Raw genomic sequence first — 12,566 nt, 5'->3', positions numbered from 1 at the left:
CCGTTCCACCAGCCTCGCGCCAGCCGCATCTGCCATTGTCGGGGTAGACGTCATCTGCCGGAAGCGGGTTCCCATGCCATTCTCTTTTCGACCTTTCCGCCGAAACCTCGGGCTTTCCTTCACGCTTGCCGCGACCGCGGCGCTGACCGGCTGCCAGATCCCTTTGGTCACCGATACCAGCCGCATGAACCCGGACGTCTTCGTCCAGGAGACGTCGCCGGTCTTCAACGTCGCGCCCTATGCCGATCCGCCGTCGAACCAGCCGCCTCCGATGCCGGGCGCCATTCCGCACAAGCGTCAGCTCTATCCGTCGACTTTCCACCAGACCTATGGGCTGCCGGTTTCCAATCCGGTCCACCGGTCCATGTACGGCGTGATCCGCGACGACGGCCACACGCTTCCGGCCATTCCCTATTCGCGAATCGATGCCCGTTATCTGCGCCAGGATGTCGATTACCGCACCAATGAAGCGCCGGGTACGATCGTCGTCGATACCCGGGAACGCTTCCTCTATTTCGTCCAGCCGGGCGGCAAGGCGATCCGCTATGGCGTCGGCCTCGGCAAGGCCGGTTTCTCCTGGCAGGGCCGCGGCGTCATCCAGCGCAAGGCGGAATGGCCGCGCTGGACCCCGCCGGACGAGATGGTCGCCCGCCAGCCGGAACTGCGCAAGTTCGCGGCCGCCGAGGGCGGTGCCAACCCCGGCCTCAACAATCCGCTCGGCGCCCGCGCGCTCTATATCTTCAAGGATGGCAAGGACACGCTCTACCGGGTGCACGGCACGCCGGACTGGCAGTCCGTCGGTAAGCAGACCTCGTCCGGTTGCGTGCGCATGCTCAACCAGGATGTCATCGACCTCTTCGACCGGGTGCCCGAAGGCACCTCGATCGTGGTCCTCTGACCACCGGAATACGCCTGGCAATCGCCCGGCAATCCATGGAAAGGGCGGCGATGCCGCTCTTTTTTCGTTTCATCCCATCGGTTTGAACCGCCGTGTAGGCGTCGTGAATGGTTGGTTAAGAACCGCCGCCCTATCTTCCTGCTTGAGGAGCGAGTCGGAACCTTTCGGCCGCCCTGCCGTTAAAGTGCGATTTTGCTGTTCCCTGCGTTCCCTATCGAGCGGTCCTGTCTCAGATGATCCCGAACCCTTCCTTTTCCCGCCGGAGTTTCTTGTCTCTCCTCGGTGTGGGCACGGCCTCCACGCTTGCCGGCTGCGCTTCATCCGCGCCGCGTCCGATCGTGACGACCGTCGCTTTCCGCCCGGAGCCCATCGAAGGGCCTTCGTCGGAGCTGGATATGATGTACGGCTCCGTGGTCGATGGCGGTTTCGTCATCCCGGCGATCCCCTACCGACAGATCAATCCGCGCTATTATCGCCAGCAGGTCGTCGATCCGACCGGAGAGCGTCCGGGCACGGTGGTGGTCGATACGGCCTCGCGTTTCCTCTACCTCGTCGAACCCGGCGGCACCGCGATGCGCTACGGCGTCGGCATCGGCCGCGAGGGGTTTGCCTGGGAAGGCGAGGGCGTCATCCAGTGGCGGCAGAGATGGCCGAAATGGACGCCGCCGGACGAAATGGTCGCCCGCCAGCCGGAACTCACCAAATATTCGGCCAAGAACGGCGGCATGCCGCCCGGCCTTCTGAACCCGCTCGGCGCCCGCGCGCTCTACATCTTCAAGAACGGCCAGGACACGCTCTACCGCCTGCACGGCTCGCCGGAATGGAACTCGATCGGCAAGGCCGTCTCGTCGGGCTGCGTGCGGCTGATGAACCAGGATATCATCGACCTCTACGACCGCGTGCCGGAAAAGGCGCGTATCGTGGTTTGGCAGTAATTTCTGTCACAGGCACTTGCTAGTGATCCCCGGCGCAACCCGGATTTGCGCTGAAGGGGATTGGGATTCCTCACTCTCCCGCCTTTGTCAGCCTCTGCTTCAGCGCGATCAGTTCGTCGCGCAGCGCCACGGCTCCCTCGAGGCCGCAGCCGACGGCCTTGCCGATCGCCTCTGCAACGCCCGTCGCCTGGTGCCGAAGTTCGTCGCCTTTCGCCGTCAGCGAGATCCGCACCTGCCGCTCGTCGTCACGATCGCGTTTGCGGGCGACGAGGCCGGATTGTTCGAGGCGCTTGAGGAGAGGGGAGAGCGTGCCGGAATCGAGCCCGAGCCGGTCGCCAATCGCCTTCACCGGCTGGTCGTCCTCTTCCCACAGCGTGATCATCACCAGATATTGCGGATAGGTGAGTCCGAGGGGTTCGAGCAGCGGCTTGTAGGTGCGCGTGAAGGCATGCGCCGCGCCATAGATCGCAAAGCACAGTTGCGCATCGAGCTTGATTTCGAAATTGTCCGGGTCGCGTGCTTTTTTCTGCATGGCCGGTCCTGCCTTCACGTGTCTGTGCTCTATCTTTTTCCCGGCCCGCATTTTCGCAGGCTTGACGGGAAAATGCAATGCGCGTAATTAGATTGTGCGCAATTGAATTGCGGACAAGATTTACCTGAACAGACCCAAGGGAGTTAGACCATGCCCATTCTCTACACCACCAAGGCTTCCGCCACCGGCGGCCGCGCCGGCCATGGCGCCTCGGAAGACGGCGTTCTCGACGTCACGCTCACCGTTCCGAAGGAACTCGGCGGTGACGGCGCCCGCGGCACCAACCCGGAACAGCTCTTCGCCACCGGTTATTCCGCCTGCTTCCTCGGCGCGCTGAAGTTTGTCGCGGCCAAGGAAAAGGTGAAGATCCCGGACGACGCCAAGGTGACGGCAACCGTCGGCATTGGCCCGCGCGAAGACGGAGGCGGTTTCGGCATCGAAGTCTCGCTTCTGGTCAGCATCCCGGGCGTTGAAAAGTCGGTCGCCGAAGACCTTGCCGCCAAGGCCCACATCGTCTGCCCCTATAGCCACGCCATGCGCACCTCGACCGAAGTGCCGGTCTCGGTCGCCTGATCGTTCTGACAATTTCGAGATGGAAAGCCGGCCGTCGTGCCGGCTTTTCTTTTATTTGATGGTGCCCAGCGTCGCCCGCAGCCCTTCAGGCCCGCCCTCGCCAAGCTCGGCGTCGATCTCCGCATGCACCCGTATCCAGATCGGAAGTGCGGCCGACAGCATGGTCATTCCGTCGTTCGTCAGCCGCAAAAGCTTGCCGCGCCGGTCCTTCGGGTCGACCGTGGTTTCGACGAGGCCGCGCCGTTCGAGCACCTTGAGCGCCGCCGTCAGTGTCGTGCGGTCCATGGCGAGCAGGGTGGCGACCTGGCCCATCGGCGCCGGCTGCGGCCGGTTCAGCGACATCATCAGCGAGAACTGCCCATTGGTGAGCCCGATCGGCTTCATCGCATTGTCGAAACGCCGGGCAAGCGCCCGCGCCGCCCGCTGCACATGCAGGCAGAGGCACGTGTCGCGCACATGCAGCGTGGTCGAAAAGGGAATCACGTCAATGGTCGGAGAGTTTGACAGCATGGGAAGAGTATGTTGATATCAACCTATTCTGTCAAGCATAGGAGGAGGCCTGTCATGGATGTCACCGCATCGAAGAACCCGCCCCAGAACCCGGTCGTCAGCCGCGAGGAGTGGCTGGAGGCCCGGCGCAAGTTGCTGGCTCTGGAAAAGGAAGAGACCCGTCTGCGCGACAAGGTGCGCGCTGAACGCCTGGCCATGCCCTGGGTGAAGGTCGACAAGGACTATGTCTTCGACACCCCCAAGGGCAAAAAGTCGCTCGCCGAACTGTTCGACGGCCGCAGCCAGTTGCTCGTCTACCATTTCATGCTCGGCCCGGACTGGGAGGCCGGCTGCCCCGGCTGCTCTTTCCAGTCGGACCATGTCGATGGCGCGCTGGTGCATCTCAACAATCACGACGTCACCTACGTTACTGTCGCTCGCGCGCCGCTCGACAAGATCGAGGCCTACAAAAAGCGCATGGGCTGGAAATTCCCCTGGGTCTCGTCCTTCGGCAGTGATTTCAACTTCGACTATCACGTTTCCTTTACGAGGGAGGACCTCGCCAAGGAGAAGGTGTATTATAACTTCCGCGAAGTCCCGCCGTCCGAGGCGCATGACGAACTGCCGGGCCTGTCAGCCTTCTACAGGAACGAGGCGGGGGAGGTATTTCATACCTATTCCACCTATGCCCGCGGCGGCGAAGAGCTGATCGGCACGCTGATGATCCTCGACCGGGCGCCGCTTGGTCGCAACGAGGATTCGACGATGAATTTCGTCAAGCGTCACGACGAATACGAACAGAAACCGGAAGAGGCGGCTTCATCCTGCTGCCATTGAACGGGTTCATTCTGGACGTCTGAAAAGAGGAGGAAAAGACGATGAGCATGATGGAAATGCCCAAGCCTCAGACCGAGCACGGCTTTCTGGAAAGGATGGTCGGCCTCTGGGAGGTGACGTCCACCAGCATGGGCCACGATGAAAAATGGATCGAGGTCTGCCGGTCGCTGAACGGCATCTGGTTCGTCGCCGAAGGCAGCGGCGAGATGCCCGGCGGCGGTGGCCCCGCCACCACCATCCTCACCCTCGGCTACGATCCGGCCAAGGGCAAATATGTCGGCACCTGGCTCGGCACGATGATGAACCATCTGTGGGTCTACGAGGGCGAAGTATCGGACGGCGGATCGACGCTCAATCTCTACACGACCGGCCCGGATTTCGCCGAGCCCGGCAAGATCGGCGATTACCGCGAGCAGATCATCTTCACGGACGACGATCACCGCACCTTCAATTCCAGCGCAAAACAGCCGGACGGTTCCTGGAAGCAGTTCATGGAGGCGAACTACGCCCGCAAGCGCTGAGCCTGCGTGTGTCCAATTCAACGCGTCGGTCGACGCAGTAACTCGTAGAGGAGACGACCATGTTGCAGACCGTTACCGGATCTCGATCCGAGACCCATGGCAAATTCATCTGGGTTGAGCTGATGACGCCCGACACCGATGCCGGCGGAAACTTCTATTCGTCGGTGGTGGGCTGGAAGGTCAAGGCGATGAGCATGCCCGACCTGCCCGCCTATTACCTGTTCGAGATGGGTGAAGGCGACAATTGCCCCGGCATCGGCGGCATGATGAACTTCCCGCCGGAACTCGAAGGCAAGATCCCGCCGAACTGGACCGGTTATGTCGCGGTCGACGATGTCGACCAGATGGCCAAGGACTTTGTCGCCAATGGCGGCCGCGTCCAGCGTGAGCCGGAAGATATTCCGGGCATCGGCCGTTTTGCGGTCGTCGCCGATCCGCATGGTGCGGTTCTCTGCATCATGACGCCGCTGCCGATGGAAAATCCGCCGCAGGAACTCGCCCCGGATGCCGTCGGCAATGTCGGCTGGCGCGAGCTTTATGCCGGCAACGGCAAGGAAGCGGTCGATTTCTACGGCAAGATGTTCGGCTGGAAGCTCGACCATGATTTCGACATGGGGCCGATGGGCACCTACCACATCTTCTCCCATAACGGCCGGCAGATCGGCGGCATGATGACCAAGCCGGCGGAAGTGCCGATGGCCTGCTGGTGCTACTATTTCATCGTCGACTCGATCGACGCCGCAATCGCCCGGCTGACGGCAGGCGGCGGCAAGGTCGTTCACGGCCCGATGGAAGTTCCCGGCGGTTCCTGGATCGTCCAGGCGCTCGATCCGCAGGGCGCCTTCTTCGCACTGACCTCCGCGAAGAAGTAGGCAGAGCAGTCTGTTTGGCGGGTGGAAGCCCTCACTCTGAAGTGCATGCGAGGCGTTGAAAAGACGCGAAGGCATGCCCCAAAGGGTGAGGGTTTCCCCAATCGTGCGGCCTGATTAACTGATGTGCGAAATGGGCCGTGCATGAGCGTGCCTGCGGCCACGACATCCCGATCGACATCCCGATCGACATGCCGGACGAATCGACCGCTTCGCTGATCACGGTCGCCTGAGGAGGAACCGATGGCAAAGCTTGTGTTCGAGATGATGATCTCGCTCGATGGCTATATCAACGATGCCACGGGTGATTTCGACTGGGGACATATCGATGCGGCAGTGCATGGCCATGCCAATGAGGAGGGGCGCCGCTGTGGCCTCGCCGTCTACGGCCGGCGCATGTACGAAACCATGGCGATCTGGGAGACCTACCAGGGCGGGACGCCGTTTGAGGCGGAATATGCCGAGCTCTGGCGACAAACCGACAAGATCGTCGTCTCGGAGACACTGACCGAGCCGAAGACTCGGCGTACGAAAATCCTGCCCTCTCTCGATACCGAGGCGATGCGCGACCTGAAGATCCAAACCGGACGGGACATTTTCGTGTCCGGCCCGACACTCGCCGCCGCCTATCTGGATGCCGGCCTGGTCGACGAGGTCGGCATCTATTACGTGCCCGTCGCGGTCGGTGACGGTACGCCGATGTTCCAGACGCGCAACAAGATGAAACTCGCGCGCATCGAAGAGGTGCCCTTCCCAAACGGCACCGTCTTCATGCGCTACGACGTCGTGAACGGCAGCTAGTGGATAGAAGGGCGTTTCGCCCCCGACCTCAAGTGGCGTCATGTCGCCTCAAGTTATTCCGAATACCCTCGGTGGAGATTTTGCAGCATGGCGAAGCTTGTCTTTGGAATGAACCAGTCCCTGGACGGCTATGTCGACCACATGGAAATGTCGACATGCCCCGAACTCTTTCGCCACTGGATAGAGCACGTGCGCGACCTGACGGGCAGTGTGTACGGTCGCCGCATGTACGAGACCATGCGCTACTGGGACGAGGACCGTCCCGAGTGGAGTGCTGAACACCGCGAGTTCGCGGCGGCATGGCGGCGCCTGCCGAAATGGGTCGTGTCGCGCTCGTTGAAGTCGGTCGGCCCCAACGCCACCCTTGTCGAGGACGACGTCGAGGCGGTGATCCGTGACCTGAAGGCTCGGCTCGCTGGAGAGATTTCAGTATCCGGACCGGACCTCGCACGAAGCCTGACCGACCTTGGTCTTGTCGATGAGTATCGGCTCTATTTCCACCCCGTCGTGCTGGGGCGCGGCAAGCCGTTCTTCGCCGGCCCGCGGCCACCGCTCCGCCTTGTCTCCACCGATCACGTCGGCGAGGACGTGATCAGGCTGACATACATTCCTGCCTGATCGCGTGTCTCGTCAGCTATCAGCCCGCCAGCGCGCGTCCGTAGTCAGTGGCTCATCGAGTTGATGCCGTTGAACATCGCGTCGAAATTGCCGTTCTCGGCCGCATAACGCAGCGGCTTGCAGCGCTCGACGACGACTTCCTTGACGTCCGGCTGCGTCGCCAGGATGTCCATGACCTCCGAGATGAAATCGGCAAGCGGCATGGCGTTGGGATCGCTCGCCTGACGGTCACTCATCAGCGTCGTCTGAACATAGGGCGGCACGATCTCGATCACCTGCGGCCCGCTATCCTTGAGCTGCTGGCGAATCGCCATCGAATAGGAATGGATGGCGGCCTTGGTGGCCGAATAGGTCGGCGTCAGCGCCATCGGCACGAAGGCGAGGCCGGAGGATACGGTGAGGATCGCCGCATCTTCCTGGGTTCTGAGCTGCGGCAGCAGCGCCGCGGTCAGCCGGATCGGGCCGAGCAGGTTTGCGGTGATCGTGTCCTCGGCGGTCGAGAGATAGTCCGAACCCGCGCCGATATGTTCCGGCACCATGATGCCGGCATTGTTGATGATGGCATTGAGTGACGGATAGGCGGCCGCCAGCGCGGCGGAAAATGCCTTGATGCCCTCGGCATCGGAAAGATCGAGCACCATGCCTTTCATGCCGGGATTGGCGGCCGTCACCGCGTCGAGCGTCGACTGGCGCCGGCCGGTGATGATCACCTGGTTGCCGAGCGCATGGAACGCTTCGGCCAGAGCCCGGCCAATGCCCGAATTGCCGCCGGTGATGAGGATCGTGTTGCCGTTCATTTTCATGGTCGTTGTCTTTCCGTGTTGCGTGACCGGAAAATACGGCTATCAATCTCTATTCGTAAGAAGGCACCCAAAAGATTTATACGCACCAAAAGGAGAGTGACTGTGGATCAGGGAGTTCGAACGCCGATGCGGTCGCCCTCGGGCCGCGAGATCCCCGATGAGATCGATCCGGTCCTGGAGGAACTGGTGCGCGGCATCATCGGCCAGGTGGCCGACAAATGGACCATGCTGATCCTCGAAGTGCTGGAAGAACACGGCACGCTGCGCTTCACCCGGATCGGCAAGCTGACCGGCGGCATCAGCCAGAAGATGCTGACCCAGACGCTGCGGCAGATGGAGCGCGACGGTTTCGTCTCGCGCACGGTCTATCCGGTCATCCCGCCCAAGGTGGAATACACCCTCACCGAACTCGGCCGAAGCCTCAGCGCCGCTTTCTGCAGCGTCTGGGAATGGGCCGCGGTCCGCCACGCCGATATCGAGGCGGCGCGCAAGGCCTTCGAGGAGCGCAACGGGGGCGCTTGAGGCCCAATCCCGGCTTTGTCGGCTGGGATCATGCCAATCCGCCGCACCCGATCGGGCGCGGCGGATTGCTGTTTCCTACTGGCTGAGATCGGCTTCCGTCATGTTGTTCTTCTTGAGCACCGTCGCCCGGTTCAGCGCATCCCGTTCCGGATAGGGCGTCGAGCTCACCGGATAGGCGTAGCCGTCGGCGAACCGCATGAACGCCGTGCTCTTCACCGGCTGTTGCCATTCGGGAAGGCCGGCGCCGTTCGGATTGCCGGTCTTCACGAAGTTGGCGAGGTAGGTCGACATGGTTTCGGCCATCCGGTAGTCGGCGCCTGTCCAGCCGCGATGTCCCGGCGCCTCGCGCAACGAGTTGAAGAAGTACCAGAGATCGGACGAATGGAACGAGCCGTAGAACTCGGTATTGCGCCCGGGAAGCCGGTGGTTGAAGTAGAAGGCGAAGACATCCGAGTCCTTGTTGTGGCGTTTGATGTACTCCGCCGCGATCAGCGAGGCCTGGATCCGGTAGTCCGCCTGCGACCGAAGATACAGGCGATAGGCATCGCGCGGATCGGACGGCCTGTAGACCTTCTTGTAGGCGTCCCCATAGACGGCCTGCATAGCCTTGTCGAACTCTTCGGTCGTCATCGTCCCGTCAGGCGGCTGCGCGCCGGAGGGCAGCGGACCGGAAAGCGAGGTCAGTTCGTCCGACGTGCCGCCGATCATCACGCCGATGCCGTCGAGTGCGCCGGGCCGGATGATGTTGACCGTTTCCTTGGTGAACACCTTGCCGTCGAGCGTGAAGGGCGGCGTCATGACGGCCTGCTTGAGGGCGTTGTAGAGCGTGGCCCCGCTTTTGGTCTTCTTCGTCAGGTAATCCTCTGCGGGGAAGGCGCGCAGGTCGGCAAGGCTCATCGGCTTGCCGAATATCTCCTCGATCGCCGCTGCGTTCTTCTTCTCGCGCTCCTCCTGAGCCGGGAAAGGCTGGGGAAGCATGCTCGTCGTGCTTTCGATCACAGCGCGCTTGAACAGCCCCTTGGCCAGAGGCGAGCGCAGCATCGCCGCCACGTTGGTGGATCCCGCCGATTGCCCGCCGATCGTCACCTGTGCCGGGTCGCCGCCGAAGCCCGCGATGTTCTCCTTTACCCACTGCAGCGCCTTGATGATGTCGCGGCTGCCGTAATTGCCGGAAATGCCGTCGGGATCCTCCTTGGAGAGTTCGGCGAGAGAGAGATAGCCGAACACCCCGACGCGATACTGGATCGGTACGACAATCACGCCCTGGGCGGCGAGCTTGGACGCGTAGAACTCGATCTCGGACGCATAACCGTGATCGTTGCCACCGCCATGGATCCACACATAGACCGGCAGCTTGTCGCCAGCGGTCTTGGCCGGCGTGAAGATGTTGAGGTTCAGGCCGCTTTCGCTGGCCTTGGGCATGAAGGCGGGATCGAAATAGAATTCGTCTCCCCAGAAGCCGCCGACCGGATTGATCGTGATGTCCTGCATCGTCTGATCGCCCCAGCTGTCCGCCTTCCTGACCCCTTCCCAGGGCTCGACCGGCTGCGGCGCGCGAAATCGGTTCTTGCCCGCCGTCGAGCCGGCGAAGGGAATGCCCTTGAAGAGCTGTACGCCGCCGACATCGGTCGCGACGCCGCTGACCTGTCCGCCTTCCACCTTCACGATGCCCACTCCGTCCGCTGACGGCGGCGCATTCGATTGGGCGTTGGCGGCGGTGCTGCCGAGGGCGATAAGCGTCATAAGCATACTCATGCGCACCCGCAGGTGCCTCGCTTGGTGAGACATTGTTTCTCCTCCCATGTCCTCCAGGCCGCGGGTCGCGCGCGGATCGGCTGACCGGCAGGTCGGCTGACTGGCGGGCGACTGCGACGTCAACGAGCTAGTGTGCTCCCGCCGGAGCGTCAATCGACCCGCGCCCTGCCGAACGGATTTCCGATCGGTGCCGCAAAAAAGTTATCGCGCCAAGGTAGCAAACCGGTTCCCTGCCGACATGCTCTCGGGCTTGCTCCAGGCATCTCGGCTGCTATAAGCGGCCAACCGCCGACCCGGCGTTTTGTTCAGGAGAAAAGCCGATGGCTGGCGATGACGACGACTACGTCTATGACGAAGTGACCGGCGAATGGCGCCCGGCCTCGGAACTGGCTGCGGCGGCAGGCGCAGGTGCTGTCGAGGTTCGCGACGCATCCGGGACCGTCCTCAAGGACGGCGATTCCGTCACCCTCATCAAGGATCTGAAGGTCAAGGGCGCCGGTCAGACCCTGAAGCAGGGCACGGTCATCAAGTCGATCAAGCTGACCGACAATCCGGAAGAAATCGACTGCCGACATGAGGCGATCAAGGGCCTTGTGCTGCGGACGGAATTTGTGCGCAAGCGGTGAGAGCTTATCCCCTCTCTTCTCCCCCTGGGGAGAAGATGCCCGACAGGGCAGATGAGGGGAGGAGCGAAGTGACGCCTTGGGCGAGAAGCGAAAGGCAGAGCCCGCGGTGAAGGCCCCCTCATCCGACCCTTCGGGCCACCTTCTCCCCGCCGGGGAGAAGAAGCCTCAAGTCGCCAGCTCCCCAAACGCCCCCTATCGCTTCAAACTCCCCAGAATCCCGCGCACGATCGCCCGTCCCACCTGGGTGGCAACGGTCCGCGTCACGCTCTTCATCGCCGCTTCGATGATCGTCTCGCGCTGGTAGCCGGAGCGGCGCGGCTGGGCGCGGCCCTGGTCGTTGTCGTCGTCCTTGCTGCCGCCGAAGCCCGGCAGGGTCCAGCCCGTCGTCTCGCCGGAACCGGCCGGCGGGGCGGACTGCAGCTCGTCCTGCGCCTTCTTGGCGGCGGCGGAATCGGCAGCCTGCTTGGCGCGTGCGGCGAGGATTTCGAAGGCGGATTCGCGGTCGAGATCCTCGTCATAGAGGCCGAGCACCGGGCTCTTGTCGATGATCATCTGCCGCTCCTGGTCGGAAAGCGGTCCGATGCGGCCGGATGGCGGGCGCACCAGCGTGCGTTCCACGATGGAAGGCGCACCCTTGCCTTCGAGCGTCGAGACCAGCGCCTCGCCGGTGCCGAGATTGGTGATCGCCGTGGCGCAGTCGAAGTCCGGGTTGGGGCGGAACGTTTCAGCGGCCGTCTTCACAGCCTTCTGCTCGCGCGGTGTATAGGCGCGCAGCGCGTGCTGCACCCGGTTGCCGAGCTGGGCGAGCACGGTTTCCGGCACGTCGAGCGGGTTCTGGGTGACGAAGTAGACGCCGACGCCCTTGGAGCGGATCAGGCGCACCACCTGCTCGACGCGCTCGGTCAGCACTTTCGGCGCGTCGTTGAAGAGCAGATGCGCCTCGTCGAAGAAGAACACCAGTTTCGGCTGGGCCGGATCACCGACTTCCGGCAGTTCCTCGAACAGTTCCGAGAGCAGCCAGAGCAGGAAGGTCGCATAGAGGCGCGGGTTCATCATCAGCTTGTCGGCGGCAAGCACCGAGATCTGCCCGTAACCGCTGTTCGGGTTGATGCGCATGATGTCTGAAATCTTCAGCGCCGGTTCGCCGAAGAAATGCTCGGCACCCTGCTGTTCCAGCACCAGCAGCCCGCGCTGGATCGAGGCGACGGAGCTTTTCGAGATCAGCCCGAACTGGGAAGACAGCTCACTGGCATTCTCGGCCATGTAGTTGAGCAACGAGGCGAAATCCTTGAGGTCGAGCAGCGGCAGGTTCGCCTTGTCGGCGATCTTGAAGGCGATGTTGATGACGCCTTCCTGCGGCTCGGACGCATCCATCAGGCGCGACAGCAAGAGCGGCCCCATTTCGGCGATGGTGGTGCGCACCCGGTGGCCCTTTTCGCCGAACAGGTCCCAGAAGATCACCGGGAACTGTTCGAAATCGTAATCCGCAAAGCCGATCTGCTCGGCGCGCTTCAGGAGAAAATCCTTGGCCTCGCCCTTCATGGCGATGCCGGACAGGTCGCCCTTGATGTCGGCGGCGAAGACGGGCACGCCGGCCTTCGAAAAACCTTCGGCGAGCACTTGCAGGCTCACCGTCTTGCCGGTCCCGGTGGCGCCGGTGACGAGGCCGTGGCGATTGCCGAACTTCAGTTCCAGATATTCAGCCTTGTTGAGCGAATCGTCCGGCTTGCGGCTGCCGCCGATGAAGAGCTTTCCCGTATCGTCCATGCAACTATGCGCTCCCTGAC

At 62.7% G+C, this 12,566-nt stretch carries 15 protein-coding genes; 10 read left to right on the top strand and 5 right to left on the bottom strand.

Going from position 1 to position 12,566, the window contains the following annotated elements:
- Window positions 1-73: 73 nt before the first annotated feature.
- Window positions 74-898, top strand: coding sequence for a L,D-transpeptidase (locus PMI07_RS33175; RefSeq protein WP_007765168.1), 825 nt, complete (start codon window positions 74-76; stop codon window positions 896-898).
- Window positions 899-1,131: 233 nt separating this feature from the next.
- Window positions 1,132-1,833: a L,D-transpeptidase gene (locus tag PMI07_RS33170; RefSeq protein WP_037088805.1), complete on the top strand. Its 702-nt coding sequence runs from the start codon at window positions 1,132-1,134 to the stop codon at window positions 1,831-1,833.
- A 70-nt stretch (window positions 1,834-1,903) separates the two neighbouring features.
- Here the strand turns inward: PMI07_RS33170 and PMI07_RS33165 are convergent, their stop codons facing one another.
- Window positions 1,904-2,365, bottom strand: coding sequence for a MarR family transcriptional regulator (locus tag PMI07_RS33165; RefSeq protein WP_024164394.1), 462 nt, complete (start codon window positions 2,363-2,365; stop codon window positions 1,904-1,906).
- A 150-nt stretch (window positions 2,366-2,515) separates the two neighbouring features.
- On the opposite strand from PMI07_RS33165, the gene PMI07_RS33160 reads away from it, so the two are divergent.
- On the top strand, window positions 2,516-2,938 hold the full coding sequence (locus PMI07_RS33160; protein ID WP_007767422.1) for an organic hydroperoxide resistance protein: 423 nt from the start codon (window positions 2,516-2,518) through the stop codon (window positions 2,936-2,938).
- 51 nt (window positions 2,939-2,989) lie between these two features.
- On the opposite strand, the gene PMI07_RS33155 is transcribed toward PMI07_RS33160, so the two are convergent.
- The gene (locus tag PMI07_RS33155) at window positions 2,990-3,445 is read right to left on the bottom strand and encodes a MarR family winged helix-turn-helix transcriptional regulator (RefSeq protein ID WP_037088892.1); all 456 of its coding nucleotides are present in this window, start codon (window positions 3,443-3,445) and stop codon (window positions 2,990-2,992) included.
- Between the two features lie 57 nt (window positions 3,446-3,502).
- Between PMI07_RS33155 and PMI07_RS33150 the strand changes: the two genes are divergently transcribed.
- The 5 genes from PMI07_RS33150 to PMI07_RS33130 all read left to right on the top strand — a co-directional run bounded on the left by PMI07_RS33150 (window position 3,503) and on the right by PMI07_RS33130 (window position 7,073).
- Window positions 3,503-4,264: a thioredoxin family protein gene (locus PMI07_RS33150; protein WP_007767428.1), complete on the top strand. Its 762-nt coding sequence runs from the start codon at window positions 3,503-3,505 to the stop codon at window positions 4,262-4,264.
- Between the two features lie 50 nt (window positions 4,265-4,314).
- The gene (locus tag PMI07_RS33145) at window positions 4,315-4,785 is read left to right on the top strand and encodes a DUF1579 domain-containing protein (RefSeq protein WP_081761038.1); all 471 of its coding nucleotides are present in this window, start codon (window positions 4,315-4,317) and stop codon (window positions 4,783-4,785) included.
- 59 nt (window positions 4,786-4,844) lie between these two features.
- On the top strand, window positions 4,845-5,657 hold the full coding sequence (locus PMI07_RS33140; RefSeq protein ID WP_007767430.1) for a VOC family protein: 813 nt from the start codon (window positions 4,845-4,847) through the stop codon (window positions 5,655-5,657).
- A gap of 240 nt (window positions 5,658-5,897) precedes the next feature.
- Window positions 5,898-6,455: a dihydrofolate reductase family protein gene (locus tag PMI07_RS33135; protein ID WP_007767431.1), complete on the top strand. Its 558-nt coding sequence runs from the start codon at window positions 5,898-5,900 to the stop codon at window positions 6,453-6,455.
- Window positions 6,456-6,542: 87 nt separating this feature from the next.
- Window positions 6,543-7,073, top strand: a complete 531-nt coding sequence (locus tag PMI07_RS33130; protein ID WP_007767432.1) for a dihydrofolate reductase family protein — start codon at window positions 6,543-6,545, stop codon at window positions 7,071-7,073.
- Between the two features lie 44 nt (window positions 7,074-7,117).
- Here the strand turns inward: PMI07_RS33130 and PMI07_RS33125 are convergent, their stop codons facing one another.
- Window positions 7,118-7,876 (bottom strand): SDR family oxidoreductase, encoded by a 759-nt coding sequence (locus PMI07_RS33125; RefSeq protein ID WP_007767438.1) that lies wholly within the window; start codon window positions 7,874-7,876, stop codon window positions 7,118-7,120.
- Between the two features lie 126 nt (window positions 7,877-8,002).
- Between PMI07_RS33125 and PMI07_RS33120 the strand changes: the two genes are divergently transcribed.
- Window positions 8,003-8,398: a helix-turn-helix domain-containing protein gene (locus tag PMI07_RS33120; RefSeq protein ID WP_037088804.1), complete on the top strand. Its 396-nt coding sequence runs from the start codon at window positions 8,003-8,005 to the stop codon at window positions 8,396-8,398.
- 75 nt (window positions 8,399-8,473) lie between these two features.
- On the opposite strand, the gene PMI07_RS33115 is transcribed toward PMI07_RS33120, so the two are convergent.
- A complete protein-coding gene (locus PMI07_RS33115; protein WP_245277263.1) occupies window positions 8,474-10,141 on the bottom strand; it encodes a carboxylesterase family protein in 1,668 nt (555 codons plus the stop codon).
- A 332-nt stretch (window positions 10,142-10,473) separates the two neighbouring features.
- On the opposite strand from PMI07_RS33115, the gene PMI07_RS33110 reads away from it, so the two are divergent.
- Window positions 10,474-10,779 carry an alkylphosphonate utilization protein gene (locus tag PMI07_RS33110; RefSeq protein WP_007767444.1) on the top strand — a complete coding sequence of 102 codons (306 nt, stop codon included), beginning with the start codon at window positions 10,474-10,476 and terminating at the stop codon, window positions 10,777-10,779.
- A 192-nt stretch (window positions 10,780-10,971) separates the two neighbouring features.
- On the opposite strand, the gene PMI07_RS33105 is transcribed toward PMI07_RS33110, so the two are convergent.
- Window positions 10,972-12,546: a helicase HerA-like C-terminal domain-containing protein gene (locus PMI07_RS33105; RefSeq protein WP_024164393.1), complete on the bottom strand. Its 1,575-nt coding sequence runs from the start codon at window positions 12,544-12,546 to the stop codon at window positions 10,972-10,974.
- Between the last annotated feature and the right edge of the window lie 20 nt (window positions 12,547-12,566).

Origin of the sequence: Rhizobium sp. CF080 (assembly GCF_000282095.2) — a bacterium.
Lineage (GTDB): Bacteria > Pseudomonadota > Alphaproteobacteria > Rhizobiales > Rhizobiaceae > Neorhizobium.
The sequence above is the reverse complement of the archived record's forward strand: the minus strand, read 5'-3'. Positions and strand labels throughout refer to the sequence as shown.